Genomic DNA, 23,198 nt, shown 5'->3' on the forward strand with positions numbered 1-23,198 from the left:
ATGGATTACGGCACGCTCAGAGGGTTCTTTGCCCTCCTCATATTGGCACTATTTATTATCATTGTGATCTGGTCATACAGCAAAAAACGTAAGTCGTCGTTTGATAGCGCCGCCAACTCGATTTTTGAAGAAGATCGCAAAGAGAAAAACAACAAACAGGAGACTAATAAAAATGTCTAGCTTCTGGAGTATCTGGATATCAGTTCTCACCCTGGGCACTTTAGTGGGTTGCTACCTGCTACTGCGCATGTGTTTAAAAAACTTTGCCGGCGTTAAAGAAGGCGAGTCTATGGGTCATGAATTTGACGGCATAGAAGAGTTGAATAACCCTTTACCTAAGTGGTGGAGTACGTTCTTCTTAATCACCATCATCTGGGGCTTCGGCTACCTGCTGCTTTACCCTGGCCTGGGCCAGTGGCAAGGTCTGTTTGGCTGGAAGAGTTCTAACCAGGGCATTTTAAACCTGGAAGAGTCTAAAGCCAAAGTTGCCCAAGCTAAAGAACAAGGCTTACTGGTAGAGTATGACCGCGAAATGGCGGCCGCCGATGAAAGATTCGGCCCTATCTTTACTGCCTATGCCCAGCGCAGCATCGAAGACTTGGCTAAAGACGGCGACGCGTTAAAAGTAGGCCAGCGCCTGTTTTTACAAAACTGCTCTCAATGTCACGGCTCTGATGCCCGCGGTACCACAGGCTTCCCTGACCTGACCGATAAGGACTGGTTATACGGCGGCAGCCCTGACGTGATCAAAGCAAGTATTATGCACGGCCGTAAGGCCAACGGCATGATGGCCTGGGAAACCGCTGTTGGCGGCGAGCAAGGGGTTAAAGAAGTGGCGGCTTATGTGTTAAGCCTAAGCGGACGTGAAGTAAACCCTGAGCATGCCAAAGCCGGTCAAACCAAGTTTGCCATGTGTACCGCCTGTCACGGAGCAGAAGGTAAAGGCAGCCTGGCCATGGGCATCCCATTGGGTGCGCCTAACCTGACTGACGGCACTTGGTTATACGGCGGTTCACAAAAAGCGGTGGAAGAGTCTATCCGTAACGGCCGCGCCGGTGTTATGCCACCTTGGGCTGATATTTTGGGCGAAGAAAAAGTCCATGTGATCAGTGCCTATGTCTACAGCTTATCTCAAGACTAGGCTTATCTAACTAAACTGACGAATAAATCAGTTTACTTAAGATAAAACAAAGCCTTAACAACTTAAGTTGTTAAGGCTTTTTTATTGGCTGTTGCTAAAAATTTTCCCTGAAAAACGACAAAAAACACAGGTTTTATTGGTTCACCGCGAAGAAAAACAGTACAATATCCCCCTCTTAATTAAGCAGATAAACCTTTCGAAATAATGAAAACTTCCTGGTATAAAGAACCCTGGGCCTGGCTGATATTTACCCTGCCCGCCATCGCTATCGTTGCCGGTGTTGCCACCTATATTATTGCCAACCATGAACCGGATGCTTTGGTGATCGGCGACTATTATAAAAAAGGCAAAGCCATTAACCTTGAACTGGGCAAGATCAAGCAGGCGCAAAAACTGGGAATACGTTTTAATCTGACCCTGACCGATGACAGCCTGGTATTAAGCCCGACCGGCATAGAAAAAGAGTTTCCGCTGCTTAATGTCAATTTTCATCACGCCACCCTGGCAGAGAAAGATTTTTCCCTGGTGCTGACCGCCGACGGTAACGGCGATTTTCGCCAAGCCCTGGAGCAAAGAGTGAGCGGCAAATGGAAAATCACCATCACCCCGTTTGAAAATCACTGGAAGATACAGGACACCCTGCACTTACCCCGGGTTGAAACCATAGAGATAGTACCCGACACTGCCGAAGCAAACTAATGTCCAGCAGTTGTTATCATTGTGGCGAGCCTGTCCCTAAAGGCGTAGAGCTGAGTGTTTGTATTGAGCAAATCCAGCAAGTGATGTGTTGTATCGGCTGTCAGGCAGTTGCCCAGACCATAGTCGATAATAACCTCACCGAATATTACCGTTTTCGCACCGAGCCCGCCAATAAAGGCGCGGCTCTGGTACCGGAGCAACTGCAGCGCCATCAGCTACTCGATGACGAAAACCTGCAGCACGATTTTATTTACCAGGACGAAAACAGCAAAGAGGCGATTTTAACCGTCGATGGCATCAGCTGCGCCGCCTGTGCCTGGCTGATTGAAATGCAACTGGACAAACTGTCGGGACTGATGTCGGTAAATGTCAACGCCACCACCCAAAGGGCCCGGGTACAATGGGCGGATGACAAAATTAAACTCAGTGAAATTTTATCCACCCTGGACAGCATAGGCTATCACGCCCTGCCCTTTAAAGCCTCCCTGGTGGAAGAAAAAAACAAGTCGCAATCCAAGGCCTTTATCAAACGTTTAGGTATCTCCGGCATCTTGATGATGCAAGTGATGATGATCGCCATCGGCCTTTATTTTGGCGCCTTTTCCGATATGTCCGCCCATAACCTGGTATATCTGCGCTGGGCCAGTTTCCTGTTGACCATACCTGTGGTGACCTACGGCGCTTTCCCTTTTTATCTCGGCGCTGTTAATACCTTAAAACTCAAACGCCTGTCGATGGATGTGCCGGTCTCGATTGCCATTATCCTCTCCTTTATTGCCAGCGGCTGGGCCACCATCAGCCAGCAAGGCGAAGTGTATTTTGAGTCGGTCTCCATGTTTACCTTCTTATTGCTGGTAGGCAAATTTCTCGAATTCCGCGCCCGTGCCCGGGCCGCGGAAGTTTCCGCCAACTTGCTCAAACTCATGCCCATGACCGCCACCAGGCTTGAGCTTGAAAATGGCAACAGCAAAGAAGTCCTGGTAAGCGCAAAAAGCCTGCAGGCTTTAGATAAAGTGATGATCAAACCCGGGGAAGTGGTCCCGGCGGACGGTGTTATTATCAGCGGGCAAAGCCAGCTCAATGAAGCCATGTTATCCGGCGAGCAGCTGCCGCTGGATAAAGGGGTCGGCGACAATATCTTTGCCGGCACCATCAATGGCGACGGCAATTTAACCATGGAAGTGAAACAGGACGTCAACCATTCCTTTTTAAGCCAACTGATTCGTTTAAGTGAAAGCACCCAGGCCCATAAACCGAAACTGGCACGGCTGTCGGATCAAATCGCCCAGTATTTTGTCGCCATTATTTTATTAACTGCCATAGGCACCGCCTATTACTGGCACCAACATATGCCCGAGGAAGCGTTTTGGATCACCTTATCGGTATTGGTAGCCACCTGTCCCTGCGCCTTATCGCTTGCCACACCAACGGCATTGACCTGCGGCACCACCAGGTTAAACCGCGACGGCATCATGGTCAAATCCGGCCATGTGATGGAAACCATCCCCAAAATAGACTGCTACGCCTTTGATAAAACCGGAACTTTAACTACGGGTGAATTTGAAATTACCCGGGTGGCACTACCCAACACCGGCGATGAGCAGGACAAGGAGCAAGACAGGGAGCAAGCCCTTAAAATTGCCGCCGCGCTTGAAGCCTACTCACAGCACCCGCTGGCAAAACCTTTTGCACAATACCGGGATTTTTCCTACCAGATCACCGATGCCACAGTACATCCGGAGGCCGGTATTTCAGGTATGGTCAATGGCAAAAGCTACCGGGTGGGCAAAGTCAGTTGGCTGCTCTTCGCCAAAGAGCTGGAGCAATACCAGGACGCACAATGTGTCTTGATGGCCGATGATAAACTTATCGCCGCCTTTTACCTGGAAGATAAAATCCGCGAAGATGCCGGACAGCTGATATCAACACTTAATGGCACAGGCAATAAAACCATGATGCTTTCCGGCGACAGCGCCAGCGGCTGTGACTCGGTTTCACGCCAGCTGCCCCTCGATAAGGTAAACAGCGGTTTAAGCGCGGAAGATAAAATGGCCATCATCAAAGCCGAGCAGCAAAACCATACCGTGGCGATGATCGGCGACGGTGTTAATGATACCCCGGTCTTTGGCGCAGCCCATGTCTCTATCGCCATGGGCAGCGGCACCGATGTTGCCAAAAGCGGCGCCGATGTCATCTTGTTAAACAACCGCCTGGGCAGCGTCAGTACTTTAAAAACCCTGGCGATCAAAACCCGCAAGATTATTTTCCAAAACTATGCCTGGGCATTCGGTTATAATGCCATAGTATTACCTCTGGCGGTTGCCGGCTTGATCACCCCTTATATGGCGGTGATCGGCATGTCCGCCAGTTCTATCTTGGTTATCACCAATTCATTAAGGCTGTTAAAGTAATGAGTGTCATTTATGTATTGATCCCGATCGCGGTATTGCTGACTGCGCTGGGCATATACCTGTTTTTCTGGGCGGTTAAAACCGAGCAGTTCGATGATCTGGAAAAACAGGGGCTAAGCATTTTATTCGATGATGAGGCCCGCTCTGCAGAAAAAAACAAAGATGAACAGGCACAAACCGAAAAATCGCCATCACAGCAAGACAAGTCTCAGCAAAAAACAGACAAAGCCAGCGATAACAACAGAGCGCCTGAATGACTCTGGATTTGATCTCGGCTTTTTTTATCGGCATTTTAGGGGCGGGACACTGTGTGATGATGTGTGGCGGCATCACCACTATGCTTACTTCGGCCCTGCCCGCCAATCAGGCAAGGCAAAAGCAAGGCCAGCCCCAGGTAATAACGGTACAGCCGGCGCAAGCAGCACAGCAATCAGCTCCACTCCCGCCAACCCCCAGCAAAACCATCTTGGTACTTTGTTATAACCTCGGCCGTATTGCTTCCTATAGCCTGATTGGCGCCATTATCGGCTTTACCGGCTCATTGGCCGCGCGCAATGCCGGTATGCCGTTAGCGGGCTTACGCCTGGTGGCGGGGATATTTTTAATTCTGCTGGGATTGTATATGGGGCAATGGCTGATGTGGCTTAACCGCATTGAGGCGCTGGGCAAAGGCTTATGGCGGCGCATCTCGCCGCTGAGTAAAAAGGTGATCCCGGTCGATACCCCAAGCAAAGCCCTGGCACTTGGCGGATTATGGGGCTGGCTCCCCTGCGGTCTGATCTATTCCACCCTGACCTGGTCCATGGCCAGCGGCAGTGCGCTCAACGGTGCTGCAATTATGTTTTTTTTCGGCTTAGGCACCCTGCCGGCATTAGTGACTATGTCCTTTGGCATGATCACAATCAAACAATTACTGATTAATGATAATTTCCGTAAAATCATGGCGTTTTGTATAATAATTTATGGTATTTATAGTCTTTTGGTTGCATCAAGACTGGTGTTCTAATACCATGCGCCCATAGGTTATACTTAGGTCATAGCCTGAGTATTCGGTAGCAAGGAATATCATCTATTATGTACAATAAACAATGTGGTCAAAGTCAACATATTCACTGTCAAAACTGTAGTATCAGTGAATTATGCCTACCTTTTAGCTTAAATGACCAAGAGCTAGATACCCTGGACAATATTATCGACCGTAAGCGTCCAATCCACAAAGGTGATAACTTATTCCACGACGGCGAAACGCTGCAATCTTTGTACGCGGTGCGCTCTGGAACCTTCAAGACCTTTACCGTCAATGAACAGGGTGAAGAGCAGATCACCGGCTTCCACCTGGCGGGCGACCTGCTGGGATTTGATGCCATTGCCAATGCCGAACACCCAAGTTTCGCCCAGGCACTGGAAACCGCTATGGTGTGTGAGATCCCATATAACACCCTGGACTCCCTGTCTAATTCCATGCCGAAACTGAAAAAACAGATTCTGCGCCTGATGAGCAATGAAATTAAGACAGATCAGGATATGCTGACCCTGCTAAACCGCAAAAATGCCGAGCAGCGGGTGGCGACTTTCCTGGCAACCTTAAGCCAGCGCTACCATGCCCGCGGCCTTTCTTCATCGGAGTTTCGTCTGACCATGACCCGTAGCGATATCGGCAACTATATCGGCTTAACGGTTGAAACCATCAGCCGCTTGCTTAACCGTTTCCATAAAAACGGCCTGATCCATGTTGACGGTAAGCTGATCCGCATCCTGGATATCGACCAGTTAAACGAAACGGCCTTACTTAAGGAATAACTAAAGCATAAGCTAACGAATAGCTAAGAAACAGCCCGGCTTATCTCCCTCCGCCACCAGGAATATTTTTCCGCCGAGGGGTTTTAGTCTATGCTTGTAGGTGATATTGTCATTATAGCGTTCGATAATAACTTGATTTAAAACAATTAATAATCAAGGTTTTTATCGCATTATAATGGCATATACCTTTTTAAGCATATGGAGCCGATGATGGAAAAGTATCAGAATATCCTGGTGGTCATAGATCCAACTACCCACGAACAAAAAGCCCTCAAACGCGCCATCGAATTAGCCGTGCATACCAAAGCCGTGATCACGGCATTTGTCAGTATTTTTGATTTTTCCTATGAAATGACCACTATGCTCTCCAGTGAAGAACGTGAGGTCATGCGAAAGTCTGTGATCAGCGACCGGGAAATCTGGCTCGATGATGTTATCAGCGGCATAGAAACCCATGATCTGACCATCAAGACTAAAGTTATCTGGCATAACCGTCCTTTTGAAGCCATTGTCGAGCATGTGCTCAATGACAAATACGATATCGTGATCAAGGGTACCCACCAGCACGACAAATTAAAATCGGTTATTTTCACCCCTACCGACTGGCACCTGTTGCGCAAATGTCCCAGCCCGGTATTGCTGGTCAAAGATCATCAATGGCCAAAAAACGGTAATATCCTGGCGGCGATCAATGTCGGCAGCGATGAGAGCGAACACCAGTCGCTGAACCATAAAATTACCGAAGAAGCGGTAAATTTGTCGAAAATCATTCAGGCCAATGTCCACCTGGTAAATTCTTTTCCCGGTACCCCGGTCAATATCACCATAGAAATTCCGGAGTTTAATTCCAGCCAATATAACGACAGCATGTTACAGCATCATAAAGAAGCCATGACCGAGCATGCCGCCAAGTTTGAGATCCCGGTGGAAAATACCCGGGTAGAGGAAGGCTTGCCGGAAGACGTTATCGACCGGGTATCGCAACGCCTGGATGCCGAGTTGGTAATTTTAGGCACGGTCGGCCGTACCGGCTTGTCTGCGGCCCTGATCGGCAATACCGCCGAGCATGTCATCGACCGCCTTAATTGCGACGTACTGGCATTAAAACCCGAAGGTTATATTTCTCCCCTGGCCTCATAAACCTGCTTAAAAATATCGGCCAATAAGCCCTTAGCTTGTTGGCTGATATGGCAATAGCTGCAGCCCGCCGACCTTTGCCGGCCCCTCCCGGCTAGCTGTCTACGCAATTAATTGATGCTAATCATTTAAGAAAAGACAAAATCACTTTATAATCCCCGCCTAATATCCGAAGTCAGTACAAAAAAGGTCAACTACCCCTTCAACGGGGTACGATGAAATTGAGCGATGAATCAGCAAGATGTAAAAAAAGAGTCCGTAGAATTCAACAAACTGGAGAAAAAACTCAGGCGAAATGTTGGTAATGCCATCGTCGATTACAACATGGTAGAAGACGGCGACGTCATCATGGCCTGTATCAGCGGCGGTAAAGACTCTTTTGCTATGCTGGATATCTTACTGAAACTCAAACAAGTGGCGCCGATAAAATTTGATGTTATCGCGGTTAACCTGGATCAGAAACAACCGGGTTTTCCCGAGCATATTCTGCCCGAGTATTTTGAAGCCTTAGGCGTGCCTTACTACATCATAGATAAAGACACCTACAGTGTAGTCAAAGAGAAGATCCCCGAAGGCAAAACCACCTGCGGCCTGTGCTCAAGATTACGCCGCGGCACTCTGTATTCTTTTGCGGAAAAAATCGGTGCCACCAAAGTCGCTTTGGGCCACCACATGGATGATATCGTTGAAACCATGTTTTTAAACATGTTTCACGGCGCCCGCTTAAAGGCGATGCCGCCGAAATTACTCTCTGACGATAAAAGAAATATAGTGATCCGTCCGCTAGCCTACTGCCGGGAAAAGGATCTGATCAGCTACGCCGAGAAGCGGGAATTTCCCATCATCCCATGTAATTTATGCGGCTCCCAGGAAAACCTTCAACGCCAGAATGTTAAAGCCATGCTTAACGAGTGGGACAGGCAGCATTCTCAACGGGTATACAGCATTTTTAAGTCCATTCAAAATGTCAGCCCGAGCCAGTTGGCGGATGAAGCGCTTTATGCTTTTAAAGATCTCGCCATAGATCGCAGCGGCGAGCGAAAAGAATACGAATACAGCTCAGAAGAGATCTCTTCTTCCGGCACAGGTACGGAAGTCCAGTACTTCGACATTAACAATTTATAGAAATTTATTTTACATTTATTACATTACAGCAGTGCCGAGAGACAAATCCTGGCACTGCTGATTGCAGAAAAAACCAGCGCTGAAAAATCCTGCAAAACAAAGTTTTAAAAACAAATAACTCATACATTTTCAATCACTTAAAACAAAAACACTGACTTCTTAAATTGGCTAACAAAACAGCATTTCCTGTCACAAGTGTCAAAAAATAACCTTAATCGGTTAACACCTATTGCCACAACAACAAAATCCCCCTACAGTAGCTCAGGACTTTCCAGCGAATCTTGTCCTGGATCACAAAGATAATAACTATATGAATACGGAGCTCAGAATATGTTAGAAAGGTTGTTCCAGCTACAAGACCATAAGACCTCGGTCAAACAGGAGGTTATTGCCGGTTTTACCACTTTCCTCACCATGGCCTATATCATTTTTATCAACCCGGCAATGCTGGCAGATGCCGGTATGGATCAAGGGGCTGTTTTTGTCGCAACATGTTTGGCGGCAGCGATAGGCTGCTTTATCATGGGCTTTATAGCCAACTACCCCATCGCCCTGGCTCCCGGCATGGGCCTTAATGCCTTTTTCACCTACACGGTTGTGCTGGAAATGGGTTATAGCTGGCAGGTCGCCCTTGGCGGCGTCTTTATCTCCGGTGTTGTCTTCGTGATCTTAAGTCTGGTCAACATCAGGGAGTGGATAGTGAACAGCATTCCCCATTCACTGCGTTTTGGTATTGCTGCCGGGATCGGGTTATTTCTGGCGTTTATCGCCCTGAAAAATGCCGGTATTGTTGTCGACAGCCCGGCAACCTTCGTCACCTTAGGTTCAGTCACCACACTTGAACCCATTCTTGCCGCTTTAGGGTTATTCTTAATCGTCGGCCTGGCCAATCGCGGCGTTAACGGCGCGGTCATGATTTCCATCTTAGTGATCACCCTCATCGGCCTTATCGCAGGCAACATCAATTATACCGGCATGGTGTCAATGCCGCCGTCGCTTGCCCCGACCTTTTTACAGCTCGATATCGCCGGCGCCCTGGAAGTGGGTATGCTCAGCGTGATCTTTGCCTTTTTATTCGTTGATTTATTTGATACCTCAGGCACCTTAATTGCCGTGGCGCAAAGAGGCAACCTGTTAGACAAAAACGGTACCCTGCCCCGCCTGGGTAAGGCCCTGCTGGCTGACTCAGGTGCAACCGTTGCCGGCAGTATGTTAGGCACTTCAACCACCACCAGTTATGTAGAAAGTACCGCCGGTGTCAGCGCCGGTGGCAGAACAGGCCTTACCGCCGTTATTGTTGGCGTCTTATTCCTGTGTGCATTATTTTTCTCACCGCTGGCGGCCATGGTACCGGCTTATGCCACCGCAGGTCCTTTATTTTTCGTGGCTGTACTGATGCTCGCGGGATTAATCAATGTCGACTGGAGCGACTTATCAGAAGCAGTGCCGGTTACCGTTACCCTGGTGACTATGCCGCTGACTTTCTCTATCGCCCAGGGCATTGCCTTTGGTTTTATCAGTTATGCCGCGGTACGTATTTTTAGCGGCCGCTTTAACGAACTGAACCTGAGCGTCACCTTCCTGGCACTGCTGTTCATTGCCAAGTTTGCCTTCTTCTCCTAGAAACTCACTTATCAAGTACGGCTGCCAGGCGGCCGTACTTAAATTTATGCGGTTATAAAAGAGGAATGATTCCGCCAATAATGAATAAGCTAACTTTCTGTAAATTCCCGCTATTTGCTTAAATAACTTGCACACCTGCTAACAGATACACAGCTGCCCTTTTCCCTTGAAAAAGCCGATTCAGATACGGATACCGGCCTAGCCAGAGCTAACGCGCCTCCAAAAGATAAGCCCAAAAGAACGGCCTTGGTTGTCGCTAATATCGGTCCTTTGCCACTTGGAAGAAGCATCTTTAGGGCAAGCCGAAGGGTTTGTTTGTCTTGAGCCGCCCTTATTCAGCAATAATGCTCTGTGATCAGAGCATCAGAGAAGTGGCCATTGCTGTTGACTTTACAAGCACCGGCAAAGCCCCCATAAAAAAAGCCGTCAATATCAGGTATTAACGGCTTTTTATGATATCGGGATAGATTCCCTCGTTTAATCGGCTTCTGCCGGTTCCAGGTAACTCTGGTTATGGCGGATCATATTGGTCAGCTCAAGCACATAATCTGAGCCACGTTCGGAGTAAGGCACTAAACCGGTTGCCAGGATTTCAGGCCGTAAAGGCTGCTTTTCCAGCCTCAACTGCGCCCTGATCGAACGGAAAACATCATAGGCAGCATTGGTATTGATATTATGAATATAGCGCTGCACCGCCTGATCTATCGAGGTAAAAGCGGCGACTTCATGGGTTGCACCGGATATCCGGCCGTTGGGCACCATGCCGCAGGAAGGACGGTAGCACCAGAGGCCAAAAAAATTCAAACCGATACGGGCAAACCGGGATGTGCCCCAGGCGGACTCATTGGCGGCCTGGACCAATACCAGGGATACCGGCATTAAATCCACCCTTAGCAATAATTCATCCACTTGTGCTTTAAGGGATAACTTGCGGTCGATACGGTATTTATTGCCGACATCTACCAGTAACTCACTACCCTGGCTACCCAGCTCGGCGCCCATGGCAAGTTTCACTTTAAGGGCCAACAACTGATTGCGGATGTCGTTTAATCGGTTATTTTCCTTGATGATAGCGGGACGAAGAAAATCGAAGAACTGACGTTTCTTTTCTTTAACATCGCTGATCGCGGCAAAATCAGGCAAGTGAACATTATGCCTGGCTTGCTCCACCTGCGGCACCACAACTTCCGGGGGGATCTGCTCCTCTGTGATCACAGGAACCGAAGTCACCGGTTTTAAAAAAGTAAAAGGGGCGAGTAATACGGCTGCAAACATGGCTAAAAATAATACTTTAACAATTAATAATCCTTTCATTCTGACCCTCAGGCTGAAAATATATTGTCGGTTGAATTGACGTCAGCCGCAGCTGTTTTTAATTTCATCCCGAAAATTTCACGATACAAGATCCCTTTGGTGTTATAGAACATAGGTGCGAGATAAGACAAACCAAACAAGAAAAATACGATGGCAATAATCGACATACTTGATTGTGCCAGCAATATCAAAGGTAAAGCAATCAACATCAGCACAGACATTAATGCCAGGTAGATACTGAAAAGTTTAAACCATTGAAAACGTGTCGCCTTTACACACAACACTATAGCATTTAACGGCGACATGCGCTTTTCCACCACTAAAGGTATGGTCAGGGACAAAGCCACCGCCAAAAAGATCCCCGGTAAAATAAACAGCTGTAAACCTATGCTGATCAGCAAAGAAGTCAGCAAAGCACAAAGTGCAACCCAGCTGCCGCGCCGTAAAAAAGCAAAAGTCAGTTTGGTCTGGGTTTTTAACCCCACGGCATGCAATACCCCCATCATTTCAATGCCGGCAATAAAAGGCCAGAGCACTAAGGTGATCACTATATTGAGGATCAAACCTGCCTGGGGATCATTAAAGACCTTGTCTACGCCGCCTAAAGACTGGGTAAGTACCAGAGATACCAGCATCCCCAACAGGAACACCAGGCTTAAACCGCCATTGATGGGGCCGCGGGAATGCCGGGTCAGACGCCAGGCTTCTTCCAGCACGTTTTTAACATCAAGCTGATAATGACCCTTTAGCGCACTTTCGATATTACCGCCAATTTGTACAATTGAATCTTTATCCACGAAACTTCTTATCCTATAAAAAAGTTGCCCGCAACGCGGGAAAACTCACTGAAAAATACACTGAAAAATGAATAACTCAGGGTAAACAGGTCGCCATTATACCGGAATTAATTAAAAATTGCTCATCCGGGCCAATCAAACACAAGCCCGCCACTGCTTCAAGCGTAAAGCACTCTTGTGTAAAACACTTAAATATCAACAAGCCAGGAGGCTTGTTTACTGTTTTTTGATGCGCTTCAGCACATTTTTAAAATATGTTGCCCCTTTTTCATGGGCCAGCGCAATATTATTTTCCGGAATAGCCTCTGGCTGCTGATAAACAGCCAACACCCGCTCCATGCTCGCTTCCCGGATCAAGTGGATGGTCGGATAGGGAGAGCGATTGGTATAGTTGGCGGCATCGTCGATATCTTCCCCTTCAAAACAATAATCGGGATGAAAACTGGCCAGCTGAAAAATCCCCTCATAGCCCGAGTCGACCAATAGTTCATTGGCATAGTCGAGTAAGTCCAGGTAACGCTCAAATTGGCGAAAACCCGTGCTGAAAATCACTAAACTGGTTTCCAGTTCATCGTGCTCTGACAAATATTGACATTGAGCCATCAGCGCTTCTAAAGCCGGTTCTATTCGCCCGGCGGATGACACATGGTAATGAATGGTGTCGTTAACAAATTCTTTTTTGGCAAACGGGCAGAAGTTTAAACCGATAACAATTTCGGCTAACCACTGCTTAGTTTGTTCAATGGCCGGATGCATAGTGCCCCCTTAAAATATTAAAATAAAATCGCTGCTCTTTCGCTTTTATGCGAGCGTGCAAACACCCTCTATCTCCAGTATCCCTTCATTCGTATATATCGCCGCTATCGCGCATCCGTGTAATCCCATCATTGCCTGCATGGATGCAGGTACTTAACTTACGTCTGGAACAGGTAAGTTGACCATATATCCCATATATAAAAAAACTTCGCCGGAGCGAAGTTTTTTCAGCGAATGGCAAGCTTAGCTTATAAAGGCGTTCTAAAAGATAAACCTTCTTCCATCACATCATATACGTGCGTCAAAGTTGCCTGCGGCAACACGTTTCCATCGGCGTCATAGATGGTCACTGAAGTTTTATCTTCAATTTCAGCCAGCTCAAAGCGATATTTGGCTTCATCAATATCAATCACAGGGATATCATCTCCCCAGATAGTCGCCCAAATACTGTTGTCCGGTTTAACAAAATCGACAAAATAAATTTTCTTGCCTTCATTCATATCGGTAATATCAAAACCATATTTGCTAAAGAAAGCCGGCAGGTTCGCCCATAACATATCGGTTTTCATTTCAACGATATAGGCCGGCTCAGCTTCAGGGTTTTCACCTATACTCACCAATTGCTGCGTGGCCCGCATCAGGCGGTTTTCTTTCTGTTGCAAGCGGTATTTATAATCTACCTGGGCGACAATCTCATTTAACATCGCCATTTCAGCTCTTTGCTGGTCAATGGGATCTATGCTCTTGGTGCCACCGCTCTGATCGGTCTTCATATAATCAATCAGGGAAACCACTAAAGAAACACTGCGCCCGTGAGGTTTCGCTTCCAGCTGGTAGCGAAAACGCATGCTTTCTGACTGCTCTACTGTTTTATAGGGCCAAAAACCCGACTCCACTTCACTGTGATACCAATCAGACTCAAAGGTTTTCTGCTCGGCATCCACCACATTCAGGGCAACTTCATCGCCGTTTAGCTGCTCTTCGATGGCGCTGTAAATAAATAACGCCAGATCTTTATCTTCCACGACTTTATCAAACCAGATAATCGCTTTATCCGAATCATTGACCACACGGGAAGAAGCGGCGACGGGTAATACCAGTGACGGCGCCCTGACATCGACATCGACGCCCACAGGGCCATCAAGATTGATTTTATCAGAGACAAAAAAATCGTTATATTGTGCTGGTTTTTTTAAACCTTCGGGTATAGTGATCACAGCAGCTTCTTGTTTTTCGGCATAGTCAAAATCACCCGCCGCCCGCTTGTTATCGACACTACTACATGATGCCAGGCTCAGCCCAAGCAAAGAAAAATAAAATACACGACGATTCATTAACACTCCTGCGGATATAAACCAGAATCTTTTAAAGTTTGTTCAATACAGTTTTTACCTGTTGACGACAAGTCAACCAGGGGCAAACGTAAATGGGCACTATCTAATAACTTCAAACAATATAATGCCCATTTAGCAGCCATAGGACTTGATTCAATGAATAAATTTTCATGTAAACCTGCCAGTTGCTTATCAAGCAACACCGCCTCTTTTATATCACCCGATGCCAGGGCCGCATGCACGGCTGCCATTTCTCTGGCCGCAACATTGGCGGTGACGGAAATAACCCCGTGCCCCCCCGCCTGACAAAAAGCGACTGCAGTGGCATCATCACCGCTAAGTAAATGAAAGGGTTGCCGACATTTTTCCAGCAACTCAGCCACCCGGGTTAAATCTGCGGTTGCGTCTTTGATTGCGATAACATTATTAAGTTCCGATAACTTGATCACAATTTCATTACTGAGATCGCATAACGTACGTCCCGGCACATTATATAAGATCACCGGCAAGGACGTTGCCCCGGCTATCGCGGTAAAATGGGCCAGCAAACCGGCCTGTGTAGGTTTATTATAAAACGGGGTAACCGTTAAATAACCCTGGATCCCGGTATCATTTAAGCGTTCGGTCAAGCGCACACATGCCAGCGTATTATTGCCGCCATTTCCCACCAGAATATCTATCCGGCCCCCGGCAATAGCAACCGCCGCTTTGGCCAAAGCAACTTTTTCATCATCACTCAGGGTAGGTGATTCCCCTGTGGTACCGGCGATAACAATCGCAGAAGTACCCGATTGAATATGCCATTGGATTAACCTGTCAAGACCATCATAGTCAATTTCACCGTCGCCGTTAAAAGGGGTAATTAACGCGACTATACTGCCTGAAAACATCAATTTTTTCATTCATAACCTTAATTGCGCCCCATGGTACTTGGCTGATTTTACAAACACAAGGCAACTAAGATAAATATTAACAATAACGCCTTAAAACCGAGATTTTCACCGGCAATTCATCACTGGCTTGTTTTTCTCTGGCGAAAATAAAGCCAAAAAGACGAATTATCCGCCAGCTTTTATTTTTCAAGCCCGGTCGCGGGAAAAATTTTAGCGCTAAGACACATGTATGGGTTACAATTAATTTTTTCTTTTAATAACAGGTCTATGTCATGTCCCAGTATTTAGTTTTAACCGCTATGGGCGCGGATCGAACCGGCTGCGTTAGTGAATTAACTAAATTAGCGAGTGAATGCGGCTGTAATATTCTCGACAGTCGGATGGCAATCTTTGGCCTGGAATTTACTTTTATCATGCTGCTCAACGGCGATAACCGCGCGATAGTGCAAATTGAAAATAAATTACCGGCGGTTGCCCATAGCCTGGATTTAATTACCATGATGAAACGGACCTCAGGTTACAAATCACAGGACTTTACCCACCATTACCAGGCGGAATATGCCGGTATTGACCAGCCGGGGGTCTTAAAAGCCATGACAGCATTTTTTGCCACCCGTAACATAGATATTTCCTCGCTAAAGTCGGAAATAGATCCGTTGAGCAATAATATGAGGGCGCATATTTTATTTGCCCTGACAGAAAACACCGATATAAACACCCTGGAAAATGAGTTTTTACAGCTTTGTGAGCAAATCGATGTCCAGGGCTGTATCAAACAGGTAACTTCAAATTTATTATGATCCTTAGCCACCACTAAGCGTTAACAGCAAGAGTAGAAAAATAATGAACACACTGAACGTAGGCGATAGCGCGCCATTATTCACCCTTAAAGATGAAAATGACCAGAACGTTAGCCTTGGCGATTATATCGGCAAGCAACAGGTACTGGTCTATTTCTATCCTAAAGCCATGACCCCGGGATGTACGGTACAGGCCCAGGGATTAAGAGACTCTAAAACCGAGCTGGAAAAATTAAACACTAAAGTATTTGGCATCAGCCCGGATGAACCAAAACGCCTGGCGAAATTTTGCCAGCGTGACGAACTTAACTTCACCCTGCTCTCTGATGTTGACCATAAAGTCGCCGATGACTTTGGCGTTTGGGGCTTAAAGAAATTTATGGGTAAAGAATATGACGGCATCCACCGCTTGAGCTTTTTAATCGGCCTTGACGGTAAAATCAGCCACGTCTTTAACAAGTTTAAAACCAAGACCCATCATGAAGTGGTACTGGAAGTGTTAAAGGCTCAGTAGTCCACCAGCTTGGCACTTAAGGTCTTAACATCCCGGGGGTAGAATAAAGCCAGTGATATCAACCGATATTTGCGCTTTTCCATTATCCCCGCCCGCTTGCGGCAGGGCTGCGATTGCCAACTGATATCGAGCAGCAAAACCTAAATCCACTCCTGACAGGCTCCGTCTCAGGAGCTGCTGAACTCATTGCGAAATTCCTGCGGTGTTCTCTTATGTTCACGCTGGAAGATATCATAAAAGCGGCTGATAGAGCCAAAACCCGCTTCCATGGCAATAGTCAATACTGCATGATTGGTATCTATCAGCAGGGCCTGTGCATGTTGTAAACGAAGCTTATTGATATATTGTTTGATTGACGTTTTCATCACACGGTGAAATAGCTTCATGGCATAATTAGGATGTAGTCCCGTCTCCCGGGCAACCTGGTCTATGGTGATTTTTTTATCATAGTTATCGGCAATATATTTTAAGATCACCCTGATATGGGAGAGTCCTCCCGATAAAGACTTTTTCCCCTGCTTTTTTAATGATTGTGAAAGTTCAAAGGTAGTAAAGGGCTCAAGGGACATACGCCGGATCCGGTTTTTGATTTCATCTATCACCTGCATCACTAAAGTGATATTTTTTGTCGCCAGATCATGCTCCCACAATCGGGTCATGGTTTGATCGCCATCATGCAAGCGTTCCGCCACCAGCACTTCTCCGGAAAATATCTCACTGATAAACTGATTTGAAAACTTCCAGGATAAAAAAGCTTGCAGGGGAATGTAAATATTCACCATCTCTCCCTCCCCCTGCGCTGCTATCATCTGATGCGGGATACTGGCCCAGAACAGTATCATACGCCCTTGCGGGACACTGATTTTTTTGCCATTGATTAAGTAATCTGCCGAGCAATCAAATAAATAGTTTATTTCAATATGACCATGCCAGTGGCTCGTCGCCATTAACTGCGGTTTATGTCGCTGGAAACCAAAACTGTCTTCATAGCCCTGAGCTTGCAAGGGACTGCTTTCATTGATTTTTATTCTATTGATCCAATCCACCGGCACGAATTCCTTTTGCAAAGTATCCGCCTTACGCTATCCGAATACAGTATACAAAACAACCTAAAATCCTTTGTGGCGATAAGGACGCTGATTCACCCCGGGTGGAAATACGCACTTTTTAGCTTTAAAAAGCGTGTTTTTAATAACTTTTTGCGTGGAAACAATACGAATTCACTGTCAACCAGTGCTTAAATGGAAGCGGGTATATTGTATATCAAACTAGGTTTACGATTTGATGACAAACTACCGCTAAATAAACATCTTTAAAATACTTGCGGTTTGCACATTATAAACGGCAACTAAAAAACTAAAGGTGATCATTTTTACATAAAACATGCTTTACCACGAAAATAATAAGATAAAGGAATTCAAATAATGAAAATGCACACCCCATCCAGCATCAGACAGACGTTTAGTCATCCCCCGGCCGGGAGGATGAGATCATGATGATGAAAAAAACATTATCCATACTGTTAATAAGCACGTTGACGCCATCGGTGTTGGCCGCCAATAGCCCGGCAAGAGGTATTGATGCTGCAACAACATCCGATCAAGTCGCCCATGCTGAGCATAACAGCTTTATTCCATCACAGGCCTTGCCCGCAAAGCACTATAATGTCTCTGTATCGATAAAACTTGCCGAGAATAACAAAAGCCAACATAGAACAAATCAAGACAAAACCGCCATCACGGCTTTATCAACGGCAGCCGAGGCCAGTTGTGACGATAATGCCTTTATCACCTCCGGCAACGCTCTGTTAGCACAAATTAAAGATCAGGGGTTTGATTGTGTCGGCCGCTTATTCACCGACGCCTCACAAGCCGTGCGTTTGGGCACCTTCACACAAGCCAACATCCTCACGGTAGCCAATGAAACTAAAGCAAAGTCTGCCAGCTATAACGGCACAGATGCTGACAACTACTTTAAAGCGCTGCAGTATTGGATCCGTGCCTTTTATTATTACGGCAACAGAGAGCTGTTAACACCAGAGAATCAGGCGGCGACCAAGGCGGCGATGGACACCCTGTTCAGCAACCCTCATATGTATGATAAAACCACTGAGAATGCCGATGTTATCGAGCTTGCCGTTGTCAACTTGAACAATGCCAGTATCCGTGAGCATTATATGGATGTGGTGCACCAGCTGCTCAATCGCTACGATGCCTCCTATGACAGTGTCAAAGGCTGGGGAGATGTCTTTGCCGAAGCAACCTGGGGAATACCCAGTGCCTGTGCCCGTTTTGCCGACTGCCGCAGCAATGAGCACAGCACCGCCCTGATCAGCAAAATGGCCAACTTTATTCACGATAATATTGCCTGGCTCGACAAACCCGCCGCCGATTATCATTTGCACAACCTGGGATACCAGCTGGCCAATATCTACAGCGGTAAAAATGACAGCCATTTTTCTGCTATCGAAGCAACACTGGCCGGCGAGGTCAATAAAATATTCAATACCTTCGGTCCCCTCAAAAGCGATACCGGACGCCGGGCGTATCTGCAGGTACTCAATGCCGTCGATTACCGGGGCAAATGCAGCGACTTTAATGTCTGCAATAAAAAAGACGATATTATTGCCTCGGTTTTAAACGACCGCATCAATTGCCCGTCCGGCACCCTCTTTATGTGGGCACAGGACATGAACCAGGAGCAACTTGAATGGGCCTGTAATTCATTAAAAAGTCATGAAGACTACTTTCATGACACGATGAAAACCAACAGGACACCTGTCACCCCCGACGATAATGAATCCTTGCGCATGGTGGTTTTTAATAATGCCGTCGAGTGGCGTATTTATGGCGGGGTATTATTTGGTGCCAGCACAGACAACGGCGGTTTGTATCTGGAAGGTGACCCAAGTACCGCCGGCGATCAGGCAACCTTTTTCGCCTATGAAGAAGTCCCGGCACGCCCGGTGTTTGATATCTGGAACCTGCGCCATGAATATATACATTATTTGGACGGCCGTTTCATTACCCAGGGGGATTTTCACGATGTCAACGGTGCCGGAAAAACCGTGTGGTACGGTGAAGGCATTGCCGAATATATTTCCCGTCGCAACTGTAACGACGGCGCGGCAAGTGAAGCGGCTGCCGGCACGTATGAGCTGAGCACGATTTTAGCCAACGAATACGGTGTCGGCCAGACCCGCATTTATGACTGGGGTTATCTTGCCTCCCGTTATATGTTCGAACGCCAAAGCAGTATCTTTTTTAATATGCTGGAGACGTTTAAACAAGGTGATTATGCCTCGTACCGAAGCAATATGGTGGATAACTGGATAAACGATAAAACCTTTGACAGCGACTTTAACAACTGGCTGCCAACAGTGACATCTTCGGGCTGCACCGTCGATAATACCCGTCCTCCTTCGCCGGCAGAACCTGTAAATGTCGATGATGTCCAGGGAGACGAGCAAACAGGAATTAATGCCTGTGCCCTTGGCCGTGCACGCGAATCCCGCGATATCAGTGCCGGCCAGGCCATCTGCCTTGAAGACGCCAGCAACAATAACCAGGTGCAGATCGGTTTATATGTCCCGTCAGGGTTGATCAATGTCAGCCTGGAGATCACCATGCGCCACGGCAGCGGCAACGGTAACTTGTTACACCGTTGGGATGCCCGTCCCAACGATACCACCTATGATCATATCTCAAACGGCCCCAGCAATGACGAAACCATTTTAGTGCCGCAAGTGCAACCGGGTTGGAATTATATCCATGTCCGCGCCGACAGTGCCTTTACCGACGCCACTTTACTGGCCCGTTACATACAAAACGACGGCCCGGTCACCGATAATGTCCTGAAAAACGGCGTAAGTAAAAGCGTGAGCGGCAAAGCACAGGAAGAAGTGCACTTTACCCTGGAAGTACCGGCCAATGCCTCCGCGCTGAGCTTTGATACCAGCGGCGGCACCGGCGATGCCGACCTGTATGTCAGATACGGCTCAGCGCCCGATATCAACAATTATGACTGTCGTCCTTATAAAGGCGGCAATGTTGAACATTGCACCATGGAAAACATTCAGGCAGGCACCTACTACGTGATGTTGCGTGGTTATAATGATTTTAACGATGTCAGCTTAGTGGCCAATTACAGCCTGGGCAGCAGCAATGCCGCCCCGGTCGCTTTAACCAATGGTCCCTATAGCGCCGCCGTCAATAGCCCCATAGCCATGAGCAGCAATAATTCATCCGACAGCGACGGCACCCTGACCGCCTGGCACTGGGACTTCGGCGACGGTAACAGCAGCACATCGGCTAACCCCAGCCATAGCTATGCCGGCGTCGGCAATTATACCGTTACCTTAACGGTCACTGACAATGAAGGCGCAACAGCAAGCACCAGCACCAACGCGGTGATTTCAGCCGCCAACAATGGCAATAACCTGGAAAACGGCGTGATCACTCTGGTGTCCGGCAGTGCAAACCAGGAAAGTATTTATACTTTGCAAGTGCCGTCAGGCGCCACTAACTTAAGTTTTGCCACCAGCGGCGGCACAGGCGATGTTGATATGCATGTCAAGTTCGGCTCAGCGCCGACTAAAAGCGATTATGATTGCCGCCCCTGGAAGGTAGGCAGTAATGAAACTTGCAATATCGGCAATGTCCAGACGGGCACTTATTACGTGATGTTGCTCGGCTATAGCGATCATACCGATATCAAGCTGCTGGCCAGTTACACCCCTTAAGTTATCGCCGGCCATTGCATTTTATAGGCGATTAAAAAAGGGCCGTTTCGGCCCTTTTTTTCACTTAAAATTAACGACTTTCGCCGATGCTTTCCTGCTGGCTGGTGGACCAGGCATTAATCACCGCCTTGACCAGGGTAGCCAGCGGAATGGCAAAAAATACCCCCCAAAAGCCCCATAAACCGCCGAATAAAATCACCGCAATAATAATGGTAACTGGGTGCAGGTTCACCGCTTCGGAAAATAAAATCGGTACCAGCAAATTACCGTCCAGTGCCTGGATAATGGCATAGGCGATCATCACATAACCAAATTGCGCGCTTGCCCCCCACTGAAACAGCGCCACCAGTAACACAGGAAAAGTCACGATAGTTGCGCCGACATAAGGCACCAATACCGACAGACCCACCAGCACCCCCAGTAAAACCGCATACTCCAGCCCCAAAAAGATAAAGGTCACAGTAGAGACGGCGCCGATGATCAAAATTTCTATCACCTTACCCCGGATATAATTCATGATTTGCTGGTTCATTTCCCGGCCGACCTGGCTCGCCATACGGCGCTCTTTCGGCAGGAAAACAACAAAACCTGCCATCAGCTCTTCTTTGTCTTTTAAAAAGAAAAACACCATCAGCGGCACCAGGATCAGGTAAATCATCAGGGCAACAATATCCGATATCGAATTAAGCGATGCCTTCAGCACTATCTGACCCCAGTCGAGCAGTTTTTCCTTCACCAGGTTGATTAACGTTTCGATTTGCTCCGCCTGGACAAATTCGGGATATTTCTCCGGTAAGGTCAACAGATAACTTTGCCCGTGGGTGATCATTTGCGGCACTTCCTGCAACAAGTTGCTGCTTTGCTGCCACATCACCGGCATCAATCCCAACAGGGCAAGCAGGGAGAAACCGATAAAACCGGAAACCACGGTTGTGACCGCACCGGTTCGCGAAAAGCCGACTTTCATTAACTGATTCGCGGGTAAATCAAGCAAAAAGGCAATGGCGATAGCAACAAACACCGGCATCAGCAAATGACTGAAAAAATAAATAAACATAAAAGCGCCGATCAGGATCACCGCCAGGGTGACGGCATGGGGATCGGAAAATTTGCGCTTATACCAGTCGGCGAACATTTGAACCATAAACTTACTTACCTGTTTTTAATGTGTAATTCGAGCACAGCATTGCTTATATAGCGAACATTATATGGATATCCCTGCTTTTTTAGTAATTTAGGGATATCTTTTATCGAACCTTTATCGCTGATGCGAATCAGACATGCATCACCTTGTTGCATTTTTTTCAATATCACACGCATTTTAACCAGAGGCAGAGGACATTTATCAGCGGTTGCATCGTATTCATATAACATAGGAAATAATTAAAACAGCACTTTTGTTTAATTATCTAATTTGCGACAATTGATTACAATCATCTAATGGTACTTATTAATAAAGAATTTAGTGAGCAGTACGAGAGCCCAATGAGTGAATTTTTAAAAGCCCCCGCCCTTAAAGAGATTAATGCCAATAAACGTAAACTCAACTGGGGGGAAGTGCCGGCTATTTATCATATGGTCTCCTCTTCTGTAGGCGAGCTTGACGGCATCTTAACCCATGGTTTTGACAGCTCATATAAACACCTGCTTAATCGTGACACCTGGAATATGGATTTACTCGGCGGTTATACCGATAAAGACGGCAAACCGGCGGTAAAAATTAAACCGCAGATCAGTCTCAAGCATGTTTTTAATGAAATGGGTTACGAGTTGCACTGCTTTCCGATGATTCAGGGGGAACGCCTTGACACCACCCTGCTGAAAAATCCCTGGTGCCCGTTCCTGGCCTGGATACCGGAAACCATGCGCCGGTTATTTCGTATTAACTCCCTGCCGGCTTTTATTATTTACTCTATGGATAACGGCGATGAAGCCGATTTGGAATTAATCAAATATGCCTATTTGAGGGTGGAGAACCTCATTGATATTTTAAGGGGATCTTTTGATATCATAGAAGTCGATGGTTTTAGCATCGCCGAGTTTTACCGTGATATTGAACGGCAAAAAACAAACGACACGGTCAATGAAATACGTGACATCAACTAAGCGGAAG

22 protein-coding genes are annotated in these 23,198 nt (G+C 47.1%); 14 read left to right on the forward strand and 8 right to left on the reverse strand.

The features are described from left to right. The 10 genes from SG35_RS18205 (at position 1) to SG35_RS18250 (ending at position 9,936) form a co-directional block, all read left to right on the forward strand. Positions 1-180 carry a cbb3-type cytochrome oxidase subunit 3 gene (locus tag SG35_RS18205; protein WP_044836048.1) on the forward strand — a complete coding sequence of 60 codons (180 nt, stop codon included), beginning with the start codon at positions 1-3 and terminating at the stop codon, positions 178-180. After that, on the forward strand, positions 173-1,141 hold the full coding sequence (ccoP, locus tag SG35_RS18210) for a cytochrome-c oxidase, cbb3-type subunit III (protein ID WP_044836027.1): 969 nt from the start codon (positions 173-175) through the stop codon (positions 1,139-1,141). Before SG35_RS18205 ends, ccoP begins: the two co-directional genes overlap by 8 nt. 204 nt (positions 1,142-1,345) lie before the next feature. Further along, positions 1,346-1,840, forward strand: coding sequence for a FixH family protein (locus SG35_RS18215; protein ID WP_044836026.1), 495 nt, complete (start codon positions 1,346-1,348; stop codon positions 1,838-1,840). Beyond that, positions 1,840-4,251, forward strand: coding sequence for a heavy metal translocating P-type ATPase (locus SG35_RS18220; protein WP_044836025.1), 2,412 nt, complete (start codon positions 1,840-1,842; stop codon positions 4,249-4,251). Before SG35_RS18215 ends, SG35_RS18220 begins: the two co-directional genes overlap by 1 nt. Beyond that, positions 4,251-4,508 (forward strand): cbb3-type cytochrome oxidase assembly protein CcoS, encoded by a 258-nt coding sequence (ccoS, locus tag SG35_RS18225; protein WP_044836024.1) that lies wholly within the window; start codon positions 4,251-4,253, stop codon positions 4,506-4,508. The genes SG35_RS18220 and ccoS overlap by 1 nt, the downstream gene beginning before the upstream one ends. Further along, on the forward strand, positions 4,505-5,257 hold the full coding sequence (locus SG35_RS18230) for a sulfite exporter TauE/SafE family protein (protein WP_044836023.1): 753 nt from the start codon (positions 4,505-4,507) through the stop codon (positions 5,255-5,257). Before ccoS ends, SG35_RS18230 begins: the two co-directional genes overlap by 4 nt. A gap of 68 nt (positions 5,258-5,325) precedes the next feature. Then, a complete protein-coding gene (gene fnr / locus SG35_RS18235; protein ID WP_044836022.1) occupies positions 5,326-6,051 on the forward strand; it encodes a fumarate/nitrate reduction transcriptional regulator Fnr in 726 nt (241 codons plus the stop codon). 210 nt (positions 6,052-6,261) lie between these two features. Then, a complete protein-coding gene (uspE, locus tag SG35_RS18240; RefSeq protein ID WP_044836021.1) occupies positions 6,262-7,191 on the forward strand; it encodes a universal stress protein UspE in 930 nt (309 codons plus the stop codon). A gap of 225 nt (positions 7,192-7,416) precedes the next feature. Further along, entirely contained in the window at positions 7,417-8,313 is an 897-nt protein-coding gene (gene ttcA / locus SG35_RS18245; protein WP_044836020.1) for a tRNA 2-thiocytidine(32) synthetase TtcA, read from the forward strand. A 330-nt stretch (positions 8,314-8,643) separates the two neighbouring features. After that, positions 8,644-9,936, forward strand: a complete 1,293-nt coding sequence (locus SG35_RS18250) for an NCS2 family permease (RefSeq protein WP_044836019.1) — start codon at positions 8,644-8,646, stop codon at positions 9,934-9,936. Positions 9,937-10,413: 477 nt separating this feature from the next. On the opposite strand, the gene SG35_RS18255 is transcribed toward SG35_RS18250, so the two are convergent. The 5 genes from SG35_RS18255 to dapA all read right to left on the reverse strand — a co-directional run bounded on the left by SG35_RS18255 (position 10,414) and on the right by dapA (position 15,039). Continuing rightward, positions 10,414-11,250 (reverse strand): glucosaminidase domain-containing protein, encoded by an 837-nt coding sequence (locus SG35_RS18255; protein WP_044836018.1) that lies wholly within the window; start codon positions 11,248-11,250, stop codon positions 10,414-10,416. 8 nt (positions 11,251-11,258) lie between these two features. Continuing rightward, complete coding sequence (locus SG35_RS18260; RefSeq protein WP_044836017.1) at positions 11,259-12,047, reverse strand: hypothetical protein; 789 nt, start codon at positions 12,045-12,047, stop codon at positions 11,259-11,261. A 216-nt stretch (positions 12,048-12,263) separates the two neighbouring features. Beyond that, positions 12,264-12,803 carry a DUF1415 domain-containing protein gene (locus SG35_RS18265; protein ID WP_044836016.1) on the reverse strand — a complete coding sequence of 180 codons (540 nt, stop codon included), beginning with the start codon at positions 12,801-12,803 and terminating at the stop codon, positions 12,264-12,266. A 248-nt stretch (positions 12,804-13,051) separates the two neighbouring features. Next, positions 13,052-14,137: an outer membrane protein assembly factor BamC gene (bamC, locus tag SG35_RS18270; RefSeq protein WP_044836015.1), complete on the reverse strand. Its 1,086-nt coding sequence runs from the start codon at positions 14,135-14,137 to the stop codon at positions 13,052-13,054. Next, positions 14,137-15,039, reverse strand: coding sequence for a 4-hydroxy-tetrahydrodipicolinate synthase (gene dapA / locus SG35_RS18275; RefSeq protein WP_236702719.1), 903 nt, complete (start codon positions 15,037-15,039; stop codon positions 14,137-14,139). Before dapA ends, bamC begins: the two co-directional genes overlap by 1 nt. Positions 15,040-15,302: 263 nt before the next feature. Between dapA and SG35_RS18280 the strand changes: the two genes are divergently transcribed. Then, a complete protein-coding gene (locus tag SG35_RS18280; RefSeq protein WP_044836014.1) occupies positions 15,303-15,830 on the forward strand; it encodes a glycine cleavage system transcriptional repressor in 528 nt (175 codons plus the stop codon). 43 nt (positions 15,831-15,873) lie between these two features. Then, positions 15,874-16,344 carry a thioredoxin-dependent thiol peroxidase gene (bcp, locus tag SG35_RS18285; protein WP_044836013.1) on the forward strand — a complete coding sequence of 157 codons (471 nt, stop codon included), beginning with the start codon at positions 15,874-15,876 and terminating at the stop codon, positions 16,342-16,344. A gap of 167 nt (positions 16,345-16,511) precedes the next feature. On the opposite strand, the gene SG35_RS18290 is transcribed toward bcp, so the two are convergent. Next, a complete protein-coding gene (locus SG35_RS18290) occupies positions 16,512-17,390 on the reverse strand; it encodes a helix-turn-helix domain-containing protein (RefSeq protein ID WP_044836046.1) in 879 nt (292 codons plus the stop codon). 446 nt (positions 17,391-17,836) lie between these two features. On the opposite strand from SG35_RS18290, the gene SG35_RS18295 reads away from it, so the two are divergent. After that, positions 17,837-21,085, forward strand: coding sequence for a collagenase (locus SG35_RS18295; protein ID WP_053043450.1), 3,249 nt, complete (start codon positions 17,837-17,839; stop codon positions 21,083-21,085). Between the two features lie 70 nt (positions 21,086-21,155). Here SG35_RS18295 and SG35_RS18300 read toward each other — a convergent pair whose 3' ends face one another. Beyond that, a complete protein-coding gene (locus SG35_RS18300) occupies positions 21,156-22,229 on the reverse strand; it encodes an AI-2E family transporter (protein WP_044836012.1) in 1,074 nt (357 codons plus the stop codon). 8 nt (positions 22,230-22,237) lie between these two features. Continuing rightward, positions 22,238-22,459, reverse strand: a complete 222-nt coding sequence (locus SG35_RS18305) for a sulfurtransferase TusA family protein (RefSeq protein WP_044836011.1) — start codon at positions 22,457-22,459, stop codon at positions 22,238-22,240. A 111-nt stretch (positions 22,460-22,570) separates the two neighbouring features. Here SG35_RS18305 and SG35_RS18310 point away from each other — a divergent pair, with 111 nt between their 5' ends. After that, entirely contained in the window at positions 22,571-23,191 is a 621-nt protein-coding gene (locus SG35_RS18310) for a hypothetical protein (RefSeq protein ID WP_274055142.1), read from the forward strand. Positions 23,192-23,198 lie beyond the last annotated feature (7 nt).

Source organism: Thalassomonas actiniarum, from assembly GCF_000948975.2.
Classification (GTDB): domain Bacteria; phylum Pseudomonadota; class Gammaproteobacteria; order Enterobacterales; family Alteromonadaceae; genus Thalassomonas; species Thalassomonas actiniarum.

What these genes read in the sequence shown, in the direction of transcription:
- SG35_RS18205 (WP_044836048.1), top strand. Translation starts at nt 1, where the DNA reads ATGGATTACGGCACGCTCAGAGGGTTCTTTGCCCTCCTCATATTGGCA.
- ccoP (WP_044836027.1), top strand. Translation starts at nt 173, where the DNA reads ATGTCTAGCTTCTGGAGTATCTGGATATCAGTTCTCACCCTGGGCACT.
- SG35_RS18215 (WP_044836026.1), top strand. Translation starts at nt 1,346, where the DNA reads ATGAAAACTTCCTGGTATAAAGAACCCTGGGCCTGGCTGATATTTACC.
- SG35_RS18220 (WP_044836025.1), top strand. Translation starts at nt 1,840, where the DNA reads ATGTCCAGCAGTTGTTATCATTGTGGCGAGCCTGTCCCTAAAGGCGTA.
- ccoS (WP_044836024.1), top strand. Translation starts at nt 4,251, where the DNA reads ATGAGTGTCATTTATGTATTGATCCCGATCGCGGTATTGCTGACTGCG.
- SG35_RS18230 (WP_044836023.1), top strand. Translation starts at nt 4,505, where the DNA reads ATGACTCTGGATTTGATCTCGGCTTTTTTTATCGGCATTTTAGGGGCG.
- fnr (WP_044836022.1), top strand. Translation starts at nt 5,326, where the DNA reads ATGTACAATAAACAATGTGGTCAAAGTCAACATATTCACTGTCAAAAC.
- uspE (WP_044836021.1), top strand. Translation starts at nt 6,262, where the DNA reads ATGGAAAAGTATCAGAATATCCTGGTGGTCATAGATCCAACTACCCAC.
- ttcA (WP_044836020.1), top strand. Translation starts at nt 7,417, where the DNA reads ATGAATCAGCAAGATGTAAAAAAAGAGTCCGTAGAATTCAACAAACTG.
- SG35_RS18250 (WP_044836019.1), top strand. Translation starts at nt 8,644, where the DNA reads ATGTTAGAAAGGTTGTTCCAGCTACAAGACCATAAGACCTCGGTCAAA.
- SG35_RS18255 (WP_044836018.1), bottom strand. Translation starts at nt 11,250, where the DNA reads ATGAAAGGATTATTAATTGTTAAAGTATTATTTTTAGCCATGTTTGCA.
- SG35_RS18265 (WP_044836016.1), bottom strand. Translation starts at nt 12,803, where the DNA reads ATGCATCCGGCCATTGAACAAACTAAGCAGTGGTTAGCCGAAATTGTT.
- bamC (WP_044836015.1), bottom strand. Translation starts at nt 14,137, where the DNA reads ATGAATCGTCGTGTATTTTATTTTTCTTTGCTTGGGCTGAGCCTGGCA.
- dapA (WP_236702719.1), bottom strand. Translation starts at nt 15,039, where the DNA reads ATGAAAAAATTGATGTTTTCAGGCAGTATAGTCGCGTTAATTACCCCT.
- SG35_RS18280 (WP_044836014.1), top strand. Translation starts at nt 15,303, where the DNA reads ATGTCCCAGTATTTAGTTTTAACCGCTATGGGCGCGGATCGAACCGGC.
- bcp (WP_044836013.1), top strand. Translation starts at nt 15,874, where the DNA reads ATGAACACACTGAACGTAGGCGATAGCGCGCCATTATTCACCCTTAAA.
- SG35_RS18295 (WP_053043450.1), top strand. Translation starts at nt 17,837, where the DNA reads ATGATGATGAAAAAAACATTATCCATACTGTTAATAAGCACGTTGACG.
- SG35_RS18300 (WP_044836012.1), bottom strand. Translation starts at nt 22,229, where the DNA reads ATGGTTCAAATGTTCGCCGACTGGTATAAGCGCAAATTTTCCGATCCC.
- SG35_RS18305 (WP_044836011.1), bottom strand. Translation starts at nt 22,459, where the DNA reads ATGTTATATGAATACGATGCAACCGCTGATAAATGTCCTCTGCCTCTG.
- SG35_RS18310 (WP_274055142.1), top strand. Translation starts at nt 22,571, where the DNA reads ATGAGTGAATTTTTAAAAGCCCCCGCCCTTAAAGAGATTAATGCCAAT.